The sequence below is a fragment of the Nocardia mexicana NBRC 108244 genome (genome assembly GCF_001613165.1).
Taxonomy (GTDB): Bacteria; Actinomycetota; Actinomycetes; order Mycobacteriales; family Mycobacteriaceae; genus Nocardia; species Nocardia mexicana.
Genome location: NZ_BDBV01000067.1, coordinates 1 through 21,502 on the forward strand (window position 1 = coordinate 1; position 21,502 = coordinate 21,502).

Sequence of the window (21,502 nt, forward strand, 5' to 3'; positions counted from 1 at the left end):
GGTCCGCCCAGCGCGCCGCGATACCCGCCAGCCGGGCCGCCGCGCGCTCCGGGACCGGCGTGCCCGTCCGGGCCGCCGCCACCACGGTCTCCATGCAGCAGGAGACGACCGCGAGCAGATCGCTGCGCACGGCCGGATCCGAACGGTCGGCGAGCGCGGCGAGGTCCAGGCCGTCGACGATTTTCCGGGACAGCGCTTGATAATTCACGGGGGCCGGGGGGATATCGATCGGGGAAATTCTGCGGTTCGCAATACCGTCCGTGATCGTCACGCCTCGGCCCTCGATTGGGAACGTTCACCGAATGCGGTCGAGTTCTTTTGTGACACTTCCCTGGCCGGGTGGGCGTCCATGACAATTCCCCGTTCGACGATGCGAGGGCACAATATTGCGCGGCGAAGTTTCACCGATGCGACACTCTATCCCGAAGTTCCACACCGGGGATGGGCCGAAGTGCACAACGCTGCGGATTGCCGTTGTGCAGTATCGCCCCGCGACACCGGGCATCCCGCCCCCCGGGGGGGCGAAAGACTCAGCCGCCCGCCACGCCGACGACGCGAATGATCTCCAATGCCAGCGCCACCTGCAGCGGGCGCTGTTCCAGCGGGCGCGGCAGCAGGCCGCGAGCCCGGTCGAGCCGGTGCACGATCGTATTGCGATGGGTGAACAGCGAGCGCGCGGTCTGCGCGGTGTTGGATCCCTCGTGCAGATAGACCCGCAGCGTCTCGCGCAGGTCCGCGTCCGCGGACATCAGATTGCCCAGGGTGCGGGTGACGAACTCGCGCGCCCGCTCCTCGTCGCCACCGGTGGCCAGCGCGACGACCTCCACCTCGTCGTAGGTGGCCAGGCGCTCCCCCGACGGTAATCGCCGCATCAGCCGTTGTGCCGCAACGGCATCCAGGTGGGCCCGCCGGAACCCGGACATCCCGGCGCCCACCGACCCGATCGCCATCCGCACCCCCGCCGTCCCGGCCAGCGACCGCCGCACCTCGGCCAGCGGCGGTAGCTGGTCGACCGGCAGCCACACCCACAGCGTCGACGGGCTCGGCACGATGGTCAGCGGCGGCGTCGAGCCCGCCGCCTGCACCAGCGCATTGACCGCGAGCTCCAGCGGCTCCGGATCGGTGGGGTAGGAATCGTTCCAGACCACGGCCGCGAGATGGTGGCGGTCGAGCTCGTAGCGCAGCCGCTCGCCCGCCCGTCCCGCGCTGATCGGCGCGCCGCCGAGCAGCAGATTGAGCGTCTCCATCCGCTCGGTGTGGTCGACGTCGGCCAGGTTCCGGCGCTCGCGCTGGATCAGCTCGAAGACACCGGCCAGCGTGTCATCGATGAACGCGAACACCGAACCCATGACGACATCGAGCAGTTCGCGCACCTCGTACGGGTCCGGGCTCAGGAAGAACGCCAGCTGCGCCCACTTCCGGATCGCGGCGTTCTGCCCGGCGTGGAAATTGGTGACCAGCATCTCGTCGAACCCGTGCCGCACCACGTCGCGGGCGATGTTCACGTTCTCCGCCGAAAGATTCGGCGCCACAGGCATTCCAGGGGCGCCGAGGTTCGCCACGCACCAGTGCGTGAGGTTCGCCCGCACGCAGGCGCGCACGGCCTCGGCCAGTCCCGGTTCGGCGGCGATGGCCGGGCTGGCGGCGGCCAGCGACGCATCGTCCATCGCCTCGTACATCAGCTCCGGGTGGTCGAGCACCATCTCCACACCGGATCGGAGCAACTCCGCGACCCGCTCCGACGGCGGTTCCCAATACCGCGAGCTGAGACCGAAGGAATCGCCGCCCATCCTGCTCCTACCGATAGCTGCCGTCGGTCGGCCAGGCTACGACACATCCGCGGTGCCGGATACGCGCTGCGGCGTCGGCGGTGAACCTGCACAACGGGATTGCGCGGCGGGCGGTGACCTCTCGGAACGGGGTGCGCGGCCCGCCGGCGACGCGGTGCGGACGGCCGGTGCGACCTGCGGCCGATCACCGTGCGACCGGAGGATGACCCCGACGCCGACCGCCGGGCGATGCGGGCGCGCACGTCGCGCGACGAAGATCAGGAGCATGAACAAGGGAAGCTACGTCGGCCTCCAGGTCGCCGGCATGGTCGTCACGGTCGTCTTCGCCCAGGCCGCGCTCCGCCAGCTGTTCGACCACGAGAAGTCCCAGCTGTGGGGCGTATTCGACTGGATCCCGGGCGGCTGGTCGGTGCGGTTCGTCGCACTGCTGCTGGTGACCGCGGTCGGCGTCCTGCTGGCGGGCTGGGCCAACGACAAGGTCAAACAGCACGACGAGTGACGCGACGGGAAAACCATTCGCGTGGGCGCCGGCGGCCCCGGTTCACTGGGGACATGATCCCACTCGACACCCGGCCGCTGTTTCCGCGGGAACGGCAGGAGCTGGTCGACCTGCTCGGATCGCTCGGCCCCGCCGATTGGACGAAGCCGACGGTATGCCCCGGCTGGGCCGTGCGGGACGTGACCGCGCACATCCTCAACGACTATCTGCGCCGCATCTCCGGCAGCCGCGACGGCCACGGCGGCGCCGTCTTCGCCGACGACGAGACGCTGCCCGCCTACCTCGCCCGGACCAACGACGAGTTCGTCCGGGCGATGCGGCAGTGCAGCCCGCGCACCATGATCGACCTGCTGCACCACCTCGGCCCGCAGCTCGACGCGGTCTGGGCCGCAACGGATCTCGCGTCGCCCGCTCCCTTGAACGTCTCGTGGGCGGGCCCCGGCCCCAGCCCGGCGTGGCTCGATATCGCCCGCGACTACACCGAGTACTGGGTGCACCAGCAGCAGATCCGCGACGCGGTGTCCCGCCCCGGCGCCGACGAGGTGTCGCTGCTGCACCCGGTGCTCGCGACCTTCCTGCACGCCCTGCCCGTCGCGCTCCGCGACCGGGTCCGCCCGGCGAGCACGTCGGTGCTGTTCGAGATCACCGGCCCGGCGGGTGGCCGCTGGGCGGCGGTGAGCAACGGCGACTCCTGGGAACTGACTGCCGCGCCCACCTCCGACCCCGACGCCTCCGTGCGCATGGATCCCGACACGGCCTGGCGACTGGCCAGCCGGGGTATCAGCGTCGACGAGGCCCGAGGGCGTGCCGCCTTGCAGGGCGACCACGAACTGACCACTGCCGCAACAACTCTGCTCGCAGTGGTCGCCTAGTGTCCCGCGCCAGAGATCCGTCGGCTGAGGCGGGTGAGGGGGCGGACGGACCCGTCCGGCCACCACGGCCGGGCTCACCCGGAAGGTCCTCGTCAGCGCGGGGCGATGCCCGTGTCCAAGGAACGGAGCGCCTCATCGAGGAGGCCCGCACCAGGGCCTGCCAGCCAGCGGTCGAAGCGCAGCAGGAAGGGAAACTCCGCGCGCAACGCGTCGAGGTTCGCTTTCCCCGCCAGCCTGCCGTCGTCCACAAGTGCTTCCAACTTGCCGAGGACCTCGTTCTGCGCCGGCAGGCGACTGTAGCTGATCGTCCGGCCGACGGCCCGGGTCAAGTTCTCGGCCAGAGCGTTGCCGGTGAGAGCGTCACCGGCGATCGCCATGGTGCGACCGGCGTAGCGATCGGGTGAGCCGAAGACCACGGCGACGATGCGGCCGATGTCGCGTACTGCGATGAACTGCATGGCCTGGTCCGGGCGCATCAGGAAGGACAGGTGTCCCCGGTCGAGGCCCATTTCGGGGGTCACCAGGAGCTCCATGAACGTGGCCGGCCGGATGATGGTGCCGGCGATGTCCAGATTCCGGACATGGGCCTCGATACGGCTCTTGGTGTCGAGATGGTCCACGCCCGTTGTCGAACCCGCGGTGACCGCCGAACTGTAGACGAGGTGGGCGACGCCGCAGCGCTCGGCGATCTCGGCCACCGCCGCGCCGAAGCGGACCTCGTCCTCGTCGGTCACGCCGGCACCGGCCTGGCCGGAGTTCGGCTGGACGCTGAAGACGCCGTGGGCGCCGGAGAAGGCGGCGCGGAGCGACTCCGGATCGCCGAGGTCACCGCGGACGGTTTCGACGCCGACGGCGGAGAGGGACCGGGCCCGGTGGCCGAACGGGTCCCTCACGACCGCGCGCACCCCCCAGCCATCGGCCCGCAGCGCCGCGGCGACCGATCCTCCCTGCTGCCCCGTGGCGCCCAGGACGACGACGGTTTTGTTGATGTTGGTCATGCCGACCACGCTGCGCTCTCGGCGATCACGACCGTGTTCCTGATGAACATTGCTGATTCTTCCTGAGACCTCGAGAAGTGAGTTGGAGACGCGCTGGTCATAGGCGTGCTCCAGGATTCGGACGGGATGGCTCCCACCGCTGTTCACTACGCTAGAACCTGACGCCGACGTCAGGTGCAAGCAAGACGTGGAGTCGAGTCAGGAGATCGGGATGCGGATCGGAGAGGTCGCCGCGAAGGCGGGCGTCAGCGTCAGGGCGCTGCGCTACTACGAGCAGCAAGGCTTGCTCCACTCCTCCCGGAATCCGGGTGGCCAGCGCCGGTATCGCGACGGTGCCGTCGAACGAGTCAGGCTTATCCAACAGCTCTACTCCGCGGGTTTGACCAGCAGAACCATTCGCGAGGTGCTGCCGTTCGCTGACTCCGGTGGCGCGTCACCGGAACTGCTGGAGCTGCTCGCGGCCGAACTCGACCGCCTCGACCGGCAGATGACGGACCTGCAAGGCGTGCGCAAGCGGCTGCACGACTGCATCACCGAGGCGCGCAATCACGACGGAACAGGAAGTCCATCCTGAAGCAGGGGGCAGTCGATACGTCATCCCGGCGCCATCCGCCGACTACGACGAGGGCGCGTCCGAGGCTAGTATTCTTTGACTGATCGTTCAGTTAATTGATATCGTGCAGGCATGGCCCGAACCCGAGACCCCGAGCGGGTCAGCGAACGCCGCCGCACGATCACCCGTGCGGCCACCGGGCTGTTCGCCGAGCACGGGTACGAGCGGACCACCGCGGCACAGATCGCCAAGGCCGCCGGGCTGAGTCCGGGCAGCGTCTTCTACTACTTCCCGGACAAGGCCGCCGTGTTCCGGTCGATCTTCGAGGAGTCGATTCCCGAGCACGCCGAGCTGATCGGCAGGCATATCGAGCGCAGCGACTGCCCGGCGGCGATCCTGGACATCGTCGACGGACTCGCCTCGGAGGCAACCGATCCCGCCGCGCCGGGGTTGCTGGTCGAACTGCTGCGCCGCCTCGATCACGACGAGGAGCTGGCGACGGTGGTCGGCACCGACGCGACCCTCAGCGCGCAGGCACTGGCGAGCCTGCTGGAGCGCGGAATCGCGGCGGGGCAGATCGATTCCGGGCTGGCGCCGAAGGATACGGCCCGCTGGATCCTGTCGATCGTCGACGCCGCATTCCTGAACATCGACCCCGCCGACCCGCACGATCCGCGCGACCTCGTGCACACCACGGTGTCGCGCCTGCTCCGTCCCCCTGTCGAGGAGGCACCGTGACCGACACATCCCCGGCGACGGTTCTGAAATTTCCCACCTTCTGGCTCTGGGTGTTCACGATCGGCGGCCTGGCCCTGGGCTGCGGCGTCGGATTCGCGCTGCCCGCCGTGGGTCAGTGGCTGCTCGACACCGTGGAGTCGGCGCCCGGCCCCGTCCGGGTGGCGATGAAGCTGCCGCCCGCACTGCTGGTACCGATCGCGGCGGTGCTCGGAACAGTCGGCGGCGCACTGCTTTTCGAGGTGGCACGCAAGGAAAGCCCCACCCTGTCCGTCGCCGACGACCATATCGAGCTGTCCCGCAACGACCGGGCCCGGTACATCGAGCGCGGCACGATCGGCGCCGTCTTCCGCGAGGGCCCCGACCTGGTCCTCACCGATCACCGCGACCTGCGGCTGGCCCGCTGCAAGGCGAGCGACCTGCGCGCCGACGAGATCGCCCGCGCGTTCCGCGAGCGCGGCTACCCCTGGCGGGACCGCGACGATCCCCTCGCCGAGCACTACGTCACCTGGGTCGACGGCAGACCGGAGACCGGCGCGAAGGTCGATGCGCTGCTGCGCAGCCGCCGCCGGGCCCTGGACGACGACAAGCCGGGTACCGTCGAGGAGGTCGAGGAACAACTGACCGCGCTCGGCGTCGATGTCCGAGACCGCAAGGGCCGGCAGGAGATTCGGCTGACCACGGTGTCCTGATCGCGAACACCCGCCCGACGGCAGCTATTCTGCAGCCACCAGGCCCGGTCGTATCGCACGATCCGGCCGTGAATCGGCAGAGTAGGAGCGTCGCAGTGACGTCGACCCGAACCCATCCGTTCGACCTCGCCACCGGCCTGACCGCCCTGGGCGACGGGCGGTTCACCGGCCGGACCACCGCGCCCTACGCGAATATGGTCGGCCCGTTCGGCGGGATCACCGCCGCGACCATGCTGCGCGCGATCATGGAGGATCCACGGCATCTCGCCCAGCCGGTCACCCTCACGGTCAATTTCGCGGGCCCGATCTCCGACGGCCCGTTCGAGATCGAGGCGCGGCCGATGCGCACCAACCGCAACACCCAGCACTGGTCGCTCACGATGACCCAGGACGACGAGGTCACCACCACGGCGACGGCCATCTTCGCCAACCGCCGGCCGACCTGGTCGCTCACCGAGGCCGTGCCGCCGCCGGCGCCGCCCGTGGCGGCGGTCGAACCGTCGCCGGTCCCGGATTTCATCGCGTGGGTGGACAACTACGAGATGCGCTTCGTCGAGGGCGGCATCGCCGAGATCGGCCAGGGCCGCGGGACCTCGACCAGCACGCTCTGGGTGCGCGACGAGCCCGCGCGCCCGCTGGACTATCCCGCGCTCACCGCGCTCAGCGACGTGTTCTTCCCGCGCGTCATGCACCGGCTGAGCCGGGTGATCCCGGCCGGGACAGTCTCGATGACCGTGTACTTCCACGCCACCCCCGACCAACTCGCGGCCCAGGCCGACCGGTACATCCTGGCCACGGCCCGCGCCCAGCACTTCGGCACCGGCTTCTTCGACCAGACCGCCGAACTGTGGAACCACGACCGCGACCTCCTGGTCACCAGCCACCAGATCGTCTACTACAAGGACACACCCGCCTAGCAGGCGCGTCTGGAGCCCGGTCGAGTTCCGGCGCGGCGCAAGGTATTCGGGCCATGCTGCGGCAGCGGCTCGGCCGGTCGAGTTCCGTTGGGGTACAGGGCGTTCGGACCGTACTGCGGCAGACGCTCGGCCGGTCGAGTTCCGTTGCGGTGCAGAGCGTTCGGACCGTACTGCGGCAGCCAGCTCAGCCGGTTGAGTTCCCTTGCGGTGCAGAGCGTTCGGACCGTACTGCGGCAGCCAGCTCAGCCGGTCGGGTTCCCTTGCGGTGCAGAGCGTTCGGACCGCGCTGCGGCAGCGGCTCGGCCGGTCGAGTTCCGTTGCGGTGCAGGGCGTTCGGACCGTACTGCGGCAGCCGTTCAGTCGGACTCGCTCGACGCGTTCCGGGTGTGCCGTTCGCTCATGACGAGCGCGCCCGCCGCCAGCAGGTAGAACGGCGACAGGAAGAACAGGGACTCGGACCCCGTGGCCTCGCTGGCCTCGATCGCCGCCTTCCCGATGTAGCCGTCGACCACGCCGAGCACGGCCAGCAGCGCGGCCGACCAGAGCACTCCGCGGCGCGCGTATCGGCGCGGCAGCAGGAAGGCGACGGCGGGCAGCAGCAGCGCCAGGCCGGACTCCGTGGCGTACTCGAGCCACTGGTCGAGCAGCGGCGGCGCCTCGAGGCCGACGGCAACGGACACGAAATGGGACGTCGCGTCGCCCGCCCACGCTTCGACGTCGGGAACCGACGGGTACCGAGTGTTGAGCACCTGCGCGAGCCCCACCATGACCAGGGCCGACACCCGCCAGAAGGTGACGGACCGCCGCCACCGCTCGAACCACGCCATCGGCCCTCCATCAACACTCATCGTCTTCCCCAGCGCCCACCCGCCGGACAGTGCGCATGGAGATCCTATTGCCCGGCAACAGTTTCGGCCCGGCCCACCACCGACCGCTACGCGAACACAGTACGACCCGCCGACACCACCTACCGGTCGGCAGAGCTCCAATTCCCGCACCCCCGGCGTGTTCTCGCACCCCCTGCAACCCTTTGTAAAGGGTGCGGGAATCAATATGGAGTGCGGGAATTGATGCTCTGCCGACCGGTAGGCGCGCCGTCCTCCCGGAAGCAGCCCGGCCTACACGGCGGGCTGGTATGCGGCGGTGAAGGTCGCGACGGCGGCGGTGGCGATGGTGCGCAGTTCGGCCGGGCGTACGGGGCGGGTGCCCATGCGTGAGCGGTTCTCCAAGGGGGCGGTCAGGAGGGCGAGGAACTGTTCGGCCGCGACGGCGGGGTCGCCGGTATGCAGCCGACCCGACAGCGCGAGCCGGGCCAGGCGGTCGGCGAGGGCCTCGAGGGTGCGGACGCCGGTGCGCTCGCGGGCGAGTTCGATCAGCTCCGGCTGCGTGGCGGCCTGGCCGTAGCCGAGCCGGCGCAGGGCGCGCGAGCGCTCGTCGTTGCAGATGCGCAGCAGCCGGTAGGCGACGTCCTCGAGCGTCGCCCGCAGGTCGGCACCGGGCTCCCGCAGACGGTCGAGCACGGCGACGCAGTCGGCGCCGACGGCATCGGCGACCACGACGAGTGATTCCCGCAGCAGGCTGTGCTTATCGCTGAGGTGGTTGTAGACGGTCGGTTTGGCGACGCCCGCCTCCGCGGCGATATCGGCCACGCACGCCTGCTCGAACCCCTGCCGCGCGAACACGGCGAACGCCGCGTCGAGAATCGCCTGCCGCTTGTCGATGCGGCCCCGCACCGTCTGCCCTGCTGCCACCCCGGCAGCCTACCCGCCGACCGGCGCATTCTGAACCCATCGGTTCACTCTGTTGCATCTGTTGACAAAACCAGCGACACCACTAATCTGAACCCACTGGTTCAATTCGAGGAGGTTTCACCTTGATAGTCAACGTCTTACGATTCCGATTCAAGGACTCCGCCGACGCCGAAACGCGCGCCGCGGTACTGGCCGCGATGCGCCGGGCCGCGAGCATGGAGTCGGTGTCGTTCGCCACCGTGGGGCAGGATCTCGGCGATCCGGCCGAGGGATTCACCCACACCTACCTGGCGGCCGTCGCGGATCTCGAGGCGCTGGAACGGTACCTGTACGACCCCGTGCACCTCGCCGCCGATACCGAGATCCTCCCCCACCTCGAGCGGTTGTCACCGGTACGCCTGTCCGACGACCCCGATCCCGGTCTGCGACAGGCGATCACGCGCATGCACCTGAAGAAGGTACAGACCTATCCGGAGTGGGGCCGGATGCTCGCCGCCATCCCCGACACTCCGATCCCCACCCGCTCCTGACCACCTGCCTGCTGAATCCCCCACCAACACAAGGAGATCCCGTTGCCCGCCTACGTCTTCGTCGAGGCCACCAACCTCGACGCCGCCCGCGCCACCGAGTACCTTCCCCTGGCGATAGCGTCGATCGCCGCCTACGGCGGCCGCTATCTGACCCAGGGAGCCACCCCGGAGGTGGTCGAGGGTGACCGGTGGCCCACCGGCCGGGTGGTGACCACCCTCGAATTCACCGATATGGACCGCGTCCGCGAGTGGTACCACTCCCCCGAATACCAGCACGCCAAGTCCGTGCGCGAGGGAGCGATCGACCTGCGCCTGCTGTTCGTCGAGGGCGGCGCCGCGCCTGCCGCGTAGCCGAAGTCGCCGCCCGGGCGATCGTTACCGGGCGGCGGGCAGCGGCGGCAGTTCCAGATTGTCGCGGAAGGTGGCCCCGGCGTAATCGGTCCCGGCGATACCCCGCCGACGCAGTTCGGGCAGAAGTCCATTGAGAACGAAGTCGCGGGAGCGCGTGTCGTCGAGCCCGCCCAGACCGAGCACGTCCAGGACACCGGCGTCGTAGCGCTCCTGCACCGCGTCCGCGATCTGCTCCGGCGTCCCCGCCACCGCCCAGTGCCCGGTGTCCTTCGAGGCGATGATCAACTCCCGCAACGTCTTTCCCTGACGGGCGAAGCGGCTGAAGATCTCCACCCGTCCGCGCCGCCGACGGACCGCACGGACGTCGGGCAGCAGGTGGTCCGGAATCGGCCGATCCAGCGGCAGCTCCGACAGATCGATATCACCGCCGAGCATATCGGCCAGCCGCAGCCGCCCCGCCTCGAAATCGGTCGCCTCGTCCCGCTCGCGTACCGCGCGCCGCGCCTCGGCCTCCGTCGCCCCGTACGTCGCGTGCAGCGAACTCATGATCAGCGGCAGCCCATCGGCCCGGCCCAGTTCGGCGGCCCGCGCCCGGATCCGCTTGGCGTAGGTCGCCGCGTCCTCCAGGGTCGGCAGCGAGGTGAACACCACCTCGGCGAATCGGGCGCCGAGTTCGATGCCGCCCTCGGACTGACCGGCCTGGAACTGGACCGGCCGCCGCTGCGGCAGCGGCGGAATATTCAGCGGGCCGCGGACGGTGAAGTAGCGCCCGACGTGGTCGATCGGCCGCACGCGGCCCGCATCCAGGACCGCACCGCCCGCGCCGTCCGGGGTCAGCGCGCCGGGACCCCAGCTGTCGAACAGCGCGTTGACGACCTCGAGCGACTCCGCCGCCCGGACGTACCGCTCGTCGGGCCCGGGCAGCTCGCCGTCCCCGTAGTTCTCCTCGCCCACCGACGACGTCACCGCATTCCAGGCCGCCCGCCCGTTGCTGACGTGGTCGAGGGTGCCGAACAGCCGCGCCAGGTTGTACGGATGGTGGAAGGTCGTGGTCACCGTCGCGATGAGCCCGACGTGCGAGGTGACCGCGCTCAGCGCCGAGACCAGGACCAGCGGCTCCTGCGCGCCGATCGCGCCCTGCGCGCCGAAGCTGAGCAGGTCCGCGGCGAACAGCGCGTCGATCCTGTTGGCCTCGGCGATCTTCGCCACCTCCACCGCCGCCGCCAGCGTGGACCTGCCGGAATCGATCGCCGCCGCGTACACCTCCGGCGATCCGGTGATACCCGTCGTGGTCTTCAAGGGTCGCCGCCCGGAGGTGCTCATGCCCCGACGGTAACGGTGCCCTACCCGCCACCCCACGAGTTGCACTCAGCGAGATCCTATTGTCCGCCAACGGATTAGGGCGCGTACATGCCGGTCCAGGTGCCCTACGTCCCGGCCCGCCTCGATGGATCCGCACCGGTCGCCCACGGCATCGACCGCGAGGCTGCACCGCCGGATCACCGCACAGGGCCTGCTGTCGTTGAGGGCGCCGCCGCGCCCGCCGTGTAGACGTGCGGATCGCGGCGGACTGCTCACCGGCATCCCAACCTTCCGGCTTCGAACCGGGCTCCCGACCGGCTGCGGATCACCGCAGACCCGCCGCGCCGATCACGCCCGCGCAGCGTAACTATGCTGGCTGAAATGACCAACCCGATGGTGACCGTCCCCCGCGACGTCGACTCGGTGACGACGGCGGGGCACGAGGACGATCCGGCCGACGCCGGGATGACGCGCGGTGCGGTCGAGGACGTCTGGGCGGCGGTGCTCGACTGGTACCGGCTGGGGACGACGCCCGCCATCCAGGTGTGCCTGCGGCGCCAGGGGAAGATCGTGCTGAATCGGGCGATCGGGCACTCTCGCGGCAACGCACCCGGCGACGGCGCCGACACCGAGAAGGTCCTCGTGACGCCGGACATGCCGTTCTGCGGTTTCTCCACCGCCAAGGGCGTCTCGGCCACGGTGATGTTCATGCTCCTGGAGCAGGGTGCGTTCGCGCTGAACGACCCTGTGTGCCAGTACATTCCGGAGTTCGCGGCGAACGGCAAGCAGGCGATCACGATCGGGGACGTGCTGTCGCATTCGGCCGGAATCCCCTTCATCACCCCGCCCTACAAAGGCGCCGAGCTGGTGCTCGACGAGGAGCTGGCGGTCCGGGCGCTGGCCGACCTCACCCCCAGCTGGCGGCCGGGCCGGTTCCGCGTCTATCACGCGATGACCAGCGGTCTCATCCAGCGGCTGCTGGTGCAGCGGGCCACGGGCAAGCGGATGCGCGAGCACCTGACCGACCGGGTCCTGGATCCGCTGGGCTTCCGGTGGACCACCTTCGGCGTGCGACCCGAGGACGTCGACCTGATCGTGCCCAGCGTGCGGACCGGCCCGCCACCCGGGCGGGTGTGGAAGTTCCTGGCGCACAAGGCACTCGGCGGCGGACTGAGCGGCCCGGTGTCCGAGGCGGACAACCGGGCGTTCCTCACCGCGGAGCTCCCCTCGGGCAACCTCGTCACCACCGCCTCCGAGCTGTCGCGGTTCTATGAAATCCTCGCCCGCGGTGGCGAACTCGACGGCGTGCGGATCATCCGGCCCGACACCTTGCGCGAGGCGGTGCGCCCGGCGAAATGGCTGCCGGGTGCGGCGGGGCGGGTCAGCCGGGCGGGCTTCGAACTGGGCGGACGCCGGTCGAAGTTCGGCGCCCACACCGGAAACCATTTCGGCCGAAGCGGTTTGACCACCCAGTACGGCTGGGCCGATCCCGAGCGCGGGCTGTCCGGAGCGATCCTGACCAGCGGCAAGGCGTCGACCGATGCCAACCGGCCGTGGCAGCTGGTCGCGCGGATCTCCGCCGCGGCCGACCGGCTGGCACCGGCCGACCGCATATTCTGACGGCTCTCACCCGTAGCTCACGCCACCTGCGGTTCGCCGATCTGCCGGTGCGAGAACCGATAGTCTGCCTGGCGCAGCAGTTCGTCGGCGTCGTCGACGGGCGGATAGATCCACAGCTCGTTCACCTTGCGCTTGCGCGCCTTGGCCGTCTCGCCGGTCGACACCACCGTGCGGTCCCAGCCGTTGGTGAACACGGCCTCCGTGGAGCCGAGGTCGAGGCACGTGACGTACGGGGTGGCCGCGAACGGCGCGGGAGCCAGCCCGAGCAGGTCGGCGGCCGCATTGTGCCCGGCGAACTTGCCGAGCTGCAGGGCATGCTGGCAGCTCTGCATCACCCGGTGCCCCGGTTCGGCGGCCGCGGCGGCGGTGTCGCCCGCGGCGTAGACGCCCGGCACGCCGGAGACCTGCAGCTCGTCGCCGACTTCCAAGCGCCCCAGCCGATCTCGCTCGCCGGGGATGGCGGCGGTGAGCGGGCTGGCCTGCATTCCTGCCGTCCAGACCACGGTGGCCGCCGGGATGCGCGTGCCGTCCGACAGCTCCACACCGTCCGCATCCGCCGCGGCCAGGCTCGCCCCGACCCACTGCTCCACCCCGAGGCTCGACAGCACGCCGAGGATCTGCGGGCGCGGACCCGCACCCAGCTCCGGCCCGATCACGTCGGCCCGCTCCACCAGCACGACCCGGACCCGTTCGCCCGCAGCCCGTTTCGCGGCGATCGCCCGGAGCCGATCCACCAGCTCGGTCGCGATCTCGAGCCCCGTGAAACCGGCGCCGACGACGACGGCGGTGAACCGGCCGTCGCGAGGCGGCGTTTCCGGCAGTCGATGCAAATGTGCGTCGAGTGCGGCGGCCGCGGGCAGCGTGTCGACATCGTGCAGGAGTTCCGCGCCGGGCAGGGTCGGCCTGATCAGCCGGCTTCCGGTGGCGAGAACCAGTCGGTCCCAGCCGATTTCACCGGCGGTGCCGTCACGGCCGACGGTGGCGACCGTGCGGCGGGCGGTATCGATCCCCGTCGCGGTCGCCGCCACCCGGCGCACCCCGATCGGCCCCAGGATTCGGTCCAGCGCCACCCGCATGCGGTCCGGCTCGGCCTGATACAGGCGCGGCCGGATCACCAGATCGTCCCCGGCCGACACCAGGGTCACCGGGACATCCACGCCGTGCGACCGAGCCAGCCGAACCGCGCTCGCGGCGCTCCACACCCCGGCGAAACCCCCGCCCACCACCACTATTCCGGCCATGATCTCCTCCTTCGGTATTAATTCGAGATACTGAATGTCCCCATTTACAACCCGCGGCAGTCGCCGCCGGGCGACGCGTGACGACGCGTGACGACGCGCCCGGCCATTCCCGCACACCGAACCTGCCCACCCATAATTCCGACCCGCTCTTCGCCGGAATCCACCTGGGCCAGTAAGGATCCCGGTTCAGCCCTCCGCTACAGCAAACCCCCGCCGCGTCCGCGCCGCCGAACTCGCGGGCGCATCCGCTACCAGATCCGCGACGGTCTGCGCGGCCAGTTCGCGGCGCCAGGCCAGCTCCGCGCGGCGCATGGCCGTCGCGATTCCGCACGGCTTGGTGAACTCGCTGCCCGCCGAGCGCCCGCTGCCGCCGCGCTGCCGAATCTCGGTGCAGCGAAACGGATCCACACCTCCCTCCACCGCCGTGACCACATCGAGCAGCGTGATCCGCTCGGGTGGGCGGGCCAGGGTGAATCCACCCCGCACGCCGGGAGTCGAGGCCAGGATCCCGGCACGCACCAGGGCCTGCAGGCGCTTCTTGAGGTATTCGACCGGCAGGTCGAACCACCCCGCGAGCCGCGCGATCGACACCGGGGGCTCACCGTCGAGCCAGGCCAGCGTCACACAGCAGTGCAGGCTCCACTCGACTCCCTCACCCATTTTCATAATGGGGATATTAGTTATCCCTGTTCCATCCCGCAAGCCCGCCCGCCGAAACTTTGGGACCGGAGGTAACTTGCCCCGCGAACGACCTGGGAACGGCCACAACATTTCTCCCGACACTGGCGTTACCCCGCTGTGATGTTGTTGACTCGAAAGCGGTTTACGGTGTCGAGAGCGGGGTGCGATGAAGTCGGAGCGCGTGTCGCGGGGCCTGCTCACCGCGGCCACGGTGCTCGTCAGCGCCATGCTCGTCACCAGCGTGGGCGCCACCGGATTCGCGGGGGCCGAACCCGTCGCGGGCGAACCGCTCACCGCGCCGAACGGCGCGCGCATCGACGACATTCGCGCCATCTCCGACCGAATGTTCGATGTCGGCGTGTATTCCGCGGCGATGAACACCGTCACCCGGACCACGGTGCTGCGTGCCGCCGACCCGGACCGGCCCGCCCCGACCTTCTACCTGCTCAACGGCGCCAACGGCGGATCCGACGGAAACTGGCTCGAGACCACCGATCTCGTGGAGTTCTTCCGTGACAAGCAGGTCAACGTCGTGATCCCGTTCGGCGGTGCGGGCAGCTACTTCACCGACTGGCGCGCCGACGACCCGGTCCTGGGCCGCCAGCGGTGGGCCACCTTCCTCACCTACGAGCTGCCGCCGATCATCGACGCCGCCTTCCGCGGCAGCGGCGCCAACGCCATCGCGGGGCTCTCCATGGCCGGCACCTCGGTATTCCAGTTGGCCATCGGCGCACCCGAGATGTACCGGGCCATCGGCTCGTACAGCGGCTGCGTGCGCACCAGCGACCCGCAGGGGCAGGCCATGGTGCAGGCGGTCGTCACCGGGCAGCGCGGCAACGCACTCAATATGTGGGGCCCGCCCGGCGATCCGGCCTGGGCCGCCAACGATCCCTACCTGCACGCCGAGCGGCTGCGCGGCACCGCCGTCTACGTCTCCACCGGCAACGGCCTGCCCGGGCCGTACGACAATCTCGACGGCGCCCGCGGCGACGTCGTGCAGCTGATGTATCAGTTGTTCTTCGGCGCGCCGCTGGAGGTGGTCACCAATGTGTGCACCCGTCAGCTGCAGGAACGCCTGCGGCAGTTGAACGTTCCCGCCACCTTCGACTTCCGTCCCGCCGGGACCCACTCCTGGGGTTACTGGGAAGAGGACCTGCACAAGTCCTGGCCGATGTTCGAGGCGGCACTCACGCGGCCGGACGCGAGCGAGCCCACAGGCCGCTGAGCCCCGGCACGTTGCCCGGTCATCGCCGCGTGCGACATGCCTGACAGGCGCCCGCCGCCCGTTGCTTCGTCGTGCCACAACGCCGGAAAACGACTGCATCACAAGGCGTTGGGCTGACTCACAACGGCTCCACGCGACTTCTGTGTCATTCCGGAACGTTCATGCGTTGAGTGGGATAGCCACGCTCCCGTCTGCGACAGTGACGCCATTCGAACCATTCCCCGGGTCGGGAATGACGTTTTCGACTGTCCGAAATCGGAGGATCTCAATGTCGGACATTGCCATGGCCGGGATCGGCTGCCGATTTGCCGGTGACGCCGACGAGCAGGTCGCCAAGTACCTCGAGGTCGTCGCGGCCGCGGCCTTCCCCCAGCCGAACCGCACCGGCCGGGCCGGAACTCCGGCCCACGACACCTCGCGGCTGACGCGGATCAGGGCCGAGCTGTCCGCCATGGACGTCGACGCGCGCGGTCCGGCCGTGACCCGCATGCTCACCGCGGAACTCGCCGAGATCATGCGCGTCGCACCGGATTCCATCGACGCGACGGTCCCCGTCTCCGACCTCGGCCTGGACTCGCTGATGGCCGTCGAACTGGGCGCCCGGATCAGCAGAACCTTCGGCATCGAACTGGTGTCGCTGCAGACGGGCCGATCGTTCAACCTGGCACAGGCCGGGACGAAGCTGGCGGCGCTGATCCTCGCCGGCGATGCGTCCGCAGCCGGCGAGAACGCGGCGGAGCCCGATTCGGCCGCTGCCGAGTCCGCGACGCAGGCCGGACCGAAACTCCCGGCGGCACCGGCACATTCGAACCACGGACAGGAGGTCTGCCGGTGACGGAGGCCCGTACCCCCACCGCGGTCACTCCCCCGTCCGGCGAACTCGCCGCCTGGCTGGCGTTCGCCGGATGTCTCATCTCGGTCTTCATGCAGATGATCGACGTGACGATCGTGAATACCGCACTGCCGGACATCACCCGCGACCTGCACGCCTCGCAGACCGCGCAACTGCTGATGGTGGCGGGATTCTCGCTGGCGTTCGCCTGCACCCTGCTGATCGCGGCCCGCGTCGGCGCCCTCGTCGGCCGCCGCACCATGTTCCTGGCATCGGTGGCCGCCTTCACCGCCGCGTCGGTGTGGTGCGGAATATCGGATACCGCAACCGAACTGGTGGTTGCCCGGGTGGCGCAGGGGGTCGCCGGGGCCGGGATGGCGGCGCAGACCATCGCGATTCTCACCGCCAGCTTTCCGCGCGAGCGGCACCAGCTCGTCTTCGCGCTGTACGGGGCGACGGCGGGCTTCGCGGGCATGCTCGGGCCGATCGTGGGCGGCGTGCTCATCACCCTGAATATCGGTGGGCTGGGCTGGCATTCGATCTTCTGGATGAACGTGCCGCTCGGCCTGCTGGCCGCGGTACTGGCCTACAAGTACCTGCATCTGGGCCGGGCGCCGGAGCGCGAGCGGATGGACTTCGGTGGTGCGACGCTGTCCATCGTGAGCCTGTTCCTGCTGCTGTCGGCGCTGGCCGATGTGCAGCAACGGGGTTGGCGGCCCGCACATTTCGCGATGATCATCGCCGCGCTGGCGCTGGCGGCGGTATTCGTGACACACCAGCGCCGCCGCGAGCGGGGCGGTCGCACGACGCTGGTGCGCCTGGATCTGTTCTCCGAACGACGATTCGCCGTCGGCTCGATCCTGGTGACCATCTTCTTCGGGCTCTTCACCGCCTTCGTATTCGCCGCCTCGATCCTGCTGCAGGACGTGCTGCACTGGTCGCCCCTGCGGACCGGCATCGCGATGACGCCCTTCGCGCTGGGCGCGGGCGCCGGGGCGCTGCTGTCGCCGGTGTTCATCCACTTCTGGGGGGTTCGCGCGCTCTCGGCCGGGGTCACCGTCTACGGCGGATGCGTGGCCATCGCGGCCGGGTACCTCTACATCACCGACGGCGATGTCAGCCTCGCGCTGGCCGTGGTGCCGGTGTTCATCTCCGGGTTCGGCATCGGGCTGTTCGGGGTGCCGCTGCAGCCGCTCATGCTGGCCGGTTTGGACGAGCACCGGATGGCGGAGGCTTCGGGCACGGTGCCCACCCTCGAGCAGGTCGGCAACGCGGTCGGGCTGGCCGTGTTGAGCACCGTGTTCTTCCGCGCGCACACGCTGGCGGGGAGTATCACCATGCTGTCGGCGATCGCGGTGGTGGCCTTCGGGCTCGGCGTGCTCACCCTGGCGCTGCCCGGTCCGCCGAAGCGAGGATCCACTGCTGGGGCTCAGCCGAAGGTGGAGCCCGCGGTCATCCCGCCGTCGGCCAGGAATTCGCCGCCGGTGCAGTAGCTCGACTCCGTGGAGGCCAGGTACACCACCAGGCCGGAGACCTCCTCGGGCGTGCCCAGCCGCGTCAGCGTGCTCTCGTTCAGGTCGATGGTCACCGCGCCCGGCTGCGCGCCGATCATCGGCGTCACGATGCCGCCCGGGTGCACGGAATTGACGCGCACGCCGTGCGGCGCCAGCTCCAGCGCCGCCGATTTGGTGAACCCGCGCAGCCCGAACTTCGAGGCCGTGTAGGCGTGCATACCGGAGACACCCTGCATGCCCGCGGCGGAGGAGATGTTGACGACCGATGCCGGGCGGGCGGCCACGAGCGCATCGCGCGCCGCCGACAGGCCGAGGAACGGTCCGGTGAGATTCACGGCCAGCACCCGCTGCCACTGCGCCTCGGTATAGCTGCCCAGCGGGCCGCCGTCGAGGATTCCGGCATTGTTGACCAGGACGTCGAGCTTGCCGAACCGGTCCAGCGCGGTGGCCACGGCCGCCTCCCAGTCCGCGGCGCGGGTGACGTCGAGTTCCGCGAAGGCCGCGCGCTCGCCGAGTTCGTCGGCGAGCTGCTTGCCCGCGTCGACGGCGATATCGCCCAGCACGACGTCGGCGCCCTCGGCGATGAATGCGCGGGCGTGCGAGGCGCCCATTCCCGATGCGGCGCCGCTGATCACGGCGACGCGTCCGGCGAGACGTCCGGTCATGTTCTTCTCCTCTCATTCGGCCGATCACAGCCTCGGTGCGCTGCGAGATCGGACCGGTGTCGGACAGCACCACTGCCGCAACGAATCTCACTCGCCCCGGCGGGACCTACTCGGCCGGGGCGATCGGTTCGGGGGTTCGGTCAGGGCGGTAGACACAGCGGGTGCGGGTGTAGATCGTCGGCATGCATTCGTTGCAGTGGATGCACGCCGATTGCGTGGCCGCATCGGATCGGATGCGGTGCAACAGATCCGGTTCGCGCAGCAGAGCCCGGCCCATCGCGACGAAGTCGAACCCCTCCGCCATCGCCGCGCGCATGGTCTCCAGATTCGTGATGCCGCCCAGCAGGATCAGCGGCATCGACAGCTCACGGCGGAACTGGCGGGCCCGCTCCAGCAGATACGCCTCGCGATACGGGTACTCCTTCAGGAAGGCCCGCCCGGCCAGGCGGAAGCCCCACCGTGCCGGGGCCGGAAGCACTTTCGCGAATTCCCGCCGCGGTGCCGCGCCGTGAAACAGCAGCATCGGGTTCAGCAGCGAACTGCCCGCGGTCAATTCGAGGGCGTCCAGTGCCCCGTCGGCCTCCAGCCAGGCCGCGGCCTGCAGTGACTCCGGGACGGTGAGACCGCCCCGCACGCCGTCCTCCATGTTCAGCTTCGCCGTCACCGCCAGCCGGTCGCCCACGGCTTCGCGGACGGCGCAGGCGATCTCGCGGGCCAGCCGCGCCCGGTTGACCGCCGACCCGCCGTATCCGTCGGTGCGCCGATTCAGCAGCGGGCTCAGGAACGAACTCACCAGATAGTTGTGCCCGAAATGGATTTCGACCGCGTCGAACCCCGACCGCTCGGCCAGGCGCGCGGCGTCCGCGTGGGCGGCCACGAGCTGCCGGATCTCGGTGGCGTCGGGAACCTTCATGGGGCGCATGCCCAAGGGGCTGAACATCCGGCTCGGCGCGAGGGCGGGCGCCCGGTTGGAGGCCGCGTTCGCGACCGGGCCCGCGTGCCCGATCTGCGCACTGGCGGCCGCGCCCTGCGCGTGCACGGCGTCGGTCAGCTTCCGCAGTCCCGCAACCGCTTCCGGCCGCATCCACAGCTGGTGGCGGTCCGTGCGGCCGCCCGGCGCGACCGCGCAGTAGGCGACCGTCGTGAGCGCCACCCCGCCCGCGGCGACCTCGCGGTGGAATTCGATCAGATCGTCGGTGACGAGGGCGTCGGGGGTTCGCCCCTCGAACGTGGCCGCCTTGATCACCCTGTTGCGCAACGTGATCGGGCCCAGTGTGGCCGGTGCGAAGACGTCGTTCATCGGTCACTCCCGGACGGAGTGGTCAGCCCGGCCACGACGAAATCGCGCAGTGCGGCAATCGATTCGCGCGACATGACCCGCTGCGCCCCGCCGAACCGCGTGATGATCAATTCGAATGCCAGCATCCACCGGCGTCCGCTGTCGGCGGCGTCGACGCCCGGCAGCAGCCCGGTCCAGGAGTCGATCCGGAACCAGGGCTGCTGCCACGCACCGGTGTGCCTGCCCAGCACGAACTGCGCCAGCAGCCGCAGGTGCAGGCGGCCCACGGGATCGGCGGACAGCTCGACGAACGGCTCGATCAGCGCCTCGACGAGTTCCGGGACCGGGGCGTGCGCCGTGGTCAGGGCCGACAGCCGGTCGGCCCACAGCGGCCCCAGCCGGTCCTCCAGCAGGGCCGACACCAGCGCGTCCTTGGATCCGAAGTGATAGTGCACCGCGGCCGGATTCGCCTGTGCCGCGGCACAGATGGCGCGCACCGACACATCGTCGTACCGTTCGGTCAGCAGCAGCCGCTCGGCTGCGGCCAGCAGCCGCTCCCGAGTGCCCACCGCGGCGTTCTCGCCGACGGCCGCACCCCGCTGCCCCTCGGCCCCGCTCTGCGCGACGCGCGCCGTGTCGGCGATTCGCTCACTGCGCTCATTCATGGCAGCCAGTGAAACACACGCTCAAACAATGTTTCAATCATTGATTGAAACTGCCCGAACTCCGGCGCATGTGCGACATCGAAAGGGCGCAGGATCTCGGCACTCGCCCCGAACCCACCAACTCTTACCCAGCAGGTAATCGCCTCGACCCGCCCACCCGAGGAAGCTCGAAACCATGGCAGACAAGCAGGCAGCACAAAGTCACGCAGTGCAGAGCCAGGCGGCCCGGGATCAAGCAACGCAGGGCAAGGCAGCACCGAACCAGACAGCGCAGGGGCACGCAGCGGGCGCCGACCGTGGGCTGGCGACGGCACTACAGGCCCTGGCGGTCGGCCGCATCGTTTTGGGCGTCGGCTCCCTGGCCGCACCCAGGCGGCTCGGGCGACTGTTCGGCATGCGGCTGACACCCGAATCCGTCTATCTCACCCGCATTTTCGGCGCTCGGGCGCTGGCGCTGGGACTGGGGTACCTGACCGCGTCCGACGGCGACCGCCGCCGGTGGCAGCGCCTGGCACTGATGGTCGACTTCCTCGACACCGCGCACGGGGCGGGGCATCTGGTGCGCGGCGACGTACCGCGCAGCGCGGCCGCACCGCTGGTCACCATGACCGGCAGCTACCTGGCGACCGGCGCGGCCCGCCTCGCCCGCGATCTCCGCTGATCGACCTCCGGTGGTGATCCCGCGATCGAAACCCCGAGATCCGGCAAGTCTCCAGGCCTCCACGGCAGACTCACAGCGCACCGCATAGTCTGGGGCCCGCAATCGCGGTGGCGCCCGAGAAACCCCAGT

24 protein-coding genes are annotated in these 21,502 nt (G+C 70.0%); 13 read left to right on the forward strand and 11 right to left on the reverse strand.

Annotated features, from left to right (window positions below; genetic code table 11):
* Both NM1_RS25840 and NM1_RS25845 read right to left on the reverse strand, forming a co-directional pair.
* On the reverse strand, positions 1–208 hold a 208-nt coding region (locus NM1_RS25840), incomplete at its 3' end, for a hypothetical protein (protein ID WP_157124011.1).
* A gap of 322 nt (positions 209–530) precedes the next feature.
* Positions 531–1,790, reverse strand: a complete 1,260-nt coding sequence (locus tag NM1_RS25845) for a PucR family transcriptional regulator (RefSeq protein WP_084520032.1) — start codon at positions 1,788–1,790, stop codon at positions 531–533.
* Positions 1,791–2,055: 265 nt separating this feature from the next.
* Between NM1_RS25845 and NM1_RS25850 the strand changes: the two genes are divergently transcribed.
* Together NM1_RS25850 and NM1_RS25855 are read left to right on the forward strand one after the other, a co-directional pair.
* Positions 2,056–2,289 carry a hypothetical protein gene (locus NM1_RS25850; protein WP_068025001.1) on the forward strand — a complete coding sequence of 78 codons (234 nt, stop codon included), beginning with the start codon at positions 2,056–2,058 and terminating at the stop codon, positions 2,287–2,289.
* 53 nt (positions 2,290–2,342) lie between these two features.
* A complete protein-coding gene (locus tag NM1_RS25855; RefSeq protein WP_068025005.1) occupies positions 2,343–3,161 on the forward strand; it encodes a maleylpyruvate isomerase family mycothiol-dependent enzyme in 819 nt (272 codons plus the stop codon).
* A 92-nt stretch (positions 3,162–3,253) separates the two neighbouring features.
* Here the strand turns inward: NM1_RS25855 and NM1_RS25860 are convergent, their stop codons facing one another.
* Positions 3,254–4,159 (reverse strand): NmrA/HSCARG family protein, encoded by a 906-nt coding sequence (locus tag NM1_RS25860; RefSeq protein ID WP_068025281.1) that lies wholly within the window; start codon positions 4,157–4,159, stop codon positions 3,254–3,256.
* Positions 4,160–4,370: 211 nt separating this feature from the next.
* Between NM1_RS25860 and NM1_RS25865 the strand changes: the two genes are divergently transcribed.
* The 4 genes from NM1_RS25865 (at position 4,371) to NM1_RS25880 (ending at position 7,056) form a co-directional block, all read left to right on the forward strand.
* The gene (locus NM1_RS25865; RefSeq protein WP_068025283.1) at positions 4,371–4,733 is read left to right on the forward strand and encodes a MerR family transcriptional regulator; all 363 of its coding nucleotides are present in this window, start codon (positions 4,371–4,373) and stop codon (positions 4,731–4,733) included.
* 111 nt (positions 4,734–4,844) lie between these two features.
* Positions 4,845–5,450 (forward strand): TetR/AcrR family transcriptional regulator, encoded by a 606-nt coding sequence (locus tag NM1_RS25870; protein ID WP_068025008.1) that lies wholly within the window; start codon positions 4,845–4,847, stop codon positions 5,448–5,450.
* A complete protein-coding gene (locus NM1_RS25875; RefSeq protein ID WP_084520033.1) occupies positions 5,447–6,139 on the forward strand; it encodes a YqeB family protein in 693 nt (230 codons plus the stop codon). The genes NM1_RS25870 and NM1_RS25875 overlap by 4 nt, the downstream gene beginning before the upstream one ends.
* A 95-nt stretch (positions 6,140–6,234) precedes the next feature.
* Positions 6,235–7,056, forward strand: a complete 822-nt coding sequence (locus NM1_RS25880) for an acyl-CoA thioesterase (RefSeq protein ID WP_068025011.1) — start codon at positions 6,235–6,237, stop codon at positions 7,054–7,056.
* A gap of 356 nt (positions 7,057–7,412) precedes the next feature.
* On the opposite strand, the gene NM1_RS25885 is transcribed toward NM1_RS25880, so the two are convergent.
* Together NM1_RS25885 and NM1_RS25890 are read right to left on the reverse strand one after the other, a co-directional pair.
* A complete protein-coding gene (locus tag NM1_RS25885) occupies positions 7,413–7,904 on the reverse strand; it encodes a hypothetical protein (protein WP_147289119.1) in 492 nt (163 codons plus the stop codon).
* A 270-nt stretch (positions 7,905–8,174) separates the two neighbouring features.
* On the reverse strand, positions 8,175–8,807 hold the full coding sequence (locus NM1_RS25890; RefSeq protein ID WP_068025016.1) for a TetR/AcrR family transcriptional regulator: 633 nt from the start codon (positions 8,805–8,807) through the stop codon (positions 8,175–8,177).
* 122 nt (positions 8,808–8,929) lie between these two features.
* On the opposite strand from NM1_RS25890, the gene NM1_RS25895 reads away from it, so the two are divergent.
* Both NM1_RS25895 and NM1_RS25900 read left to right on the forward strand, forming a co-directional pair.
* Positions 8,930–9,337, forward strand: a complete 408-nt coding sequence (locus NM1_RS25895) for a Dabb family protein (protein WP_068025018.1) — start codon at positions 8,930–8,932, stop codon at positions 9,335–9,337.
* 42 nt (positions 9,338–9,379) lie between these two features.
* Entirely contained in the window at positions 9,380–9,688 is a 309-nt protein-coding gene (locus NM1_RS25900; RefSeq protein ID WP_068025021.1) for a DUF1330 domain-containing protein, read from the forward strand.
* Positions 9,689–9,712: 24 nt separating this feature from the next.
* Here NM1_RS25900 and NM1_RS25905 read toward each other — a convergent pair whose 3' ends face one another.
* Positions 9,713–11,011, reverse strand: a complete 1,299-nt coding sequence (locus NM1_RS25905) for an NtaA/DmoA family FMN-dependent monooxygenase (protein WP_068025024.1) — start codon at positions 11,009–11,011, stop codon at positions 9,713–9,715.
* Positions 11,012–11,371: 360 nt separating this feature from the next.
* Here NM1_RS25905 and NM1_RS25910 point away from each other — a divergent pair, with 360 nt between their 5' ends.
* Complete coding sequence (locus NM1_RS25910; protein ID WP_068025027.1) at positions 11,372–12,610, forward strand: serine hydrolase domain-containing protein; 1,239 nt, start codon at positions 11,372–11,374, stop codon at positions 12,608–12,610.
* Positions 12,611–12,627: 17 nt separating this feature from the next.
* On the opposite strand, the gene NM1_RS25915 is transcribed toward NM1_RS25910, so the two are convergent.
* Both NM1_RS25915 and NM1_RS25920 read right to left on the reverse strand, forming a co-directional pair.
* Entirely contained in the window at positions 12,628–13,851 is a 1,224-nt protein-coding gene (locus tag NM1_RS25915) for an NAD(P)/FAD-dependent oxidoreductase (RefSeq protein ID WP_084520034.1), read from the reverse strand.
* Positions 13,852–14,037: 186 nt separating this feature from the next.
* Entirely contained in the window at positions 14,038–14,517 is a 480-nt protein-coding gene (locus NM1_RS25920; protein WP_068025030.1) for an RrF2 family transcriptional regulator, read from the reverse strand.
* A gap of 181 nt (positions 14,518–14,698) precedes the next feature.
* On the opposite strand from NM1_RS25920, the gene NM1_RS25925 reads away from it, so the two are divergent.
* The 3 genes from NM1_RS25925 (at position 14,699) to NM1_RS25935 (ending at position 18,082) form a co-directional block, all read left to right on the forward strand.
* A complete protein-coding gene (locus NM1_RS25925; RefSeq protein WP_084520035.1) occupies positions 14,699–15,757 on the forward strand; it encodes an alpha/beta hydrolase in 1,059 nt (352 codons plus the stop codon).
* A 268-nt stretch (positions 15,758–16,025) separates the two neighbouring features.
* Positions 16,026–16,592 carry an acyl carrier protein gene (locus tag NM1_RS25930; protein ID WP_068025033.1) on the forward strand — a complete coding sequence of 189 codons (567 nt, stop codon included), beginning with the start codon at positions 16,026–16,028 and terminating at the stop codon, positions 16,590–16,592.
* Positions 16,589–18,082 (forward strand): MFS transporter, encoded by a 1,494-nt coding sequence (locus tag NM1_RS25935; protein WP_068025036.1) that lies wholly within the window; start codon positions 16,589–16,591, stop codon positions 18,080–18,082. The genes NM1_RS25930 and NM1_RS25935 overlap by 4 nt, the downstream gene beginning before the upstream one ends.
* On the opposite strand, the gene NM1_RS25940 is transcribed toward NM1_RS25935, so the two are convergent.
* From NM1_RS25940 to NM1_RS25950, 3 genes are all read right to left on the reverse strand, one after another.
* Entirely contained in the window at positions 18,019–18,768 is a 750-nt protein-coding gene (locus NM1_RS25940) for an SDR family oxidoreductase (protein WP_068025039.1), read from the reverse strand. The genes NM1_RS25935 and NM1_RS25940 overlap by 64 nt on opposite strands.
* A gap of 106 nt (positions 18,769–18,874) precedes the next feature.
* Positions 18,875–20,068, reverse strand: a complete 1,194-nt coding sequence (locus tag NM1_RS25945) for an NADH:flavin oxidoreductase (RefSeq protein ID WP_068025042.1) — start codon at positions 20,066–20,068, stop codon at positions 18,875–18,877.
* Entirely contained in the window at positions 20,065–20,712 is a 648-nt protein-coding gene (locus tag NM1_RS25950) for a TetR family transcriptional regulator (RefSeq protein ID WP_084520037.1), read from the reverse strand. The genes NM1_RS25945 and NM1_RS25950 overlap by 4 nt, the downstream gene beginning before the upstream one ends.
* A gap of 175 nt (positions 20,713–20,887) precedes the next feature.
* Here NM1_RS25950 and NM1_RS25955 point away from each other — a divergent pair, with 175 nt between their 5' ends.
* A complete protein-coding gene (locus NM1_RS25955) occupies positions 20,888–21,373 on the forward strand; it encodes a hypothetical protein (RefSeq protein WP_246011656.1) in 486 nt (161 codons plus the stop codon).
* Positions 21,374–21,502: the final 129 nt, after the last annotated feature.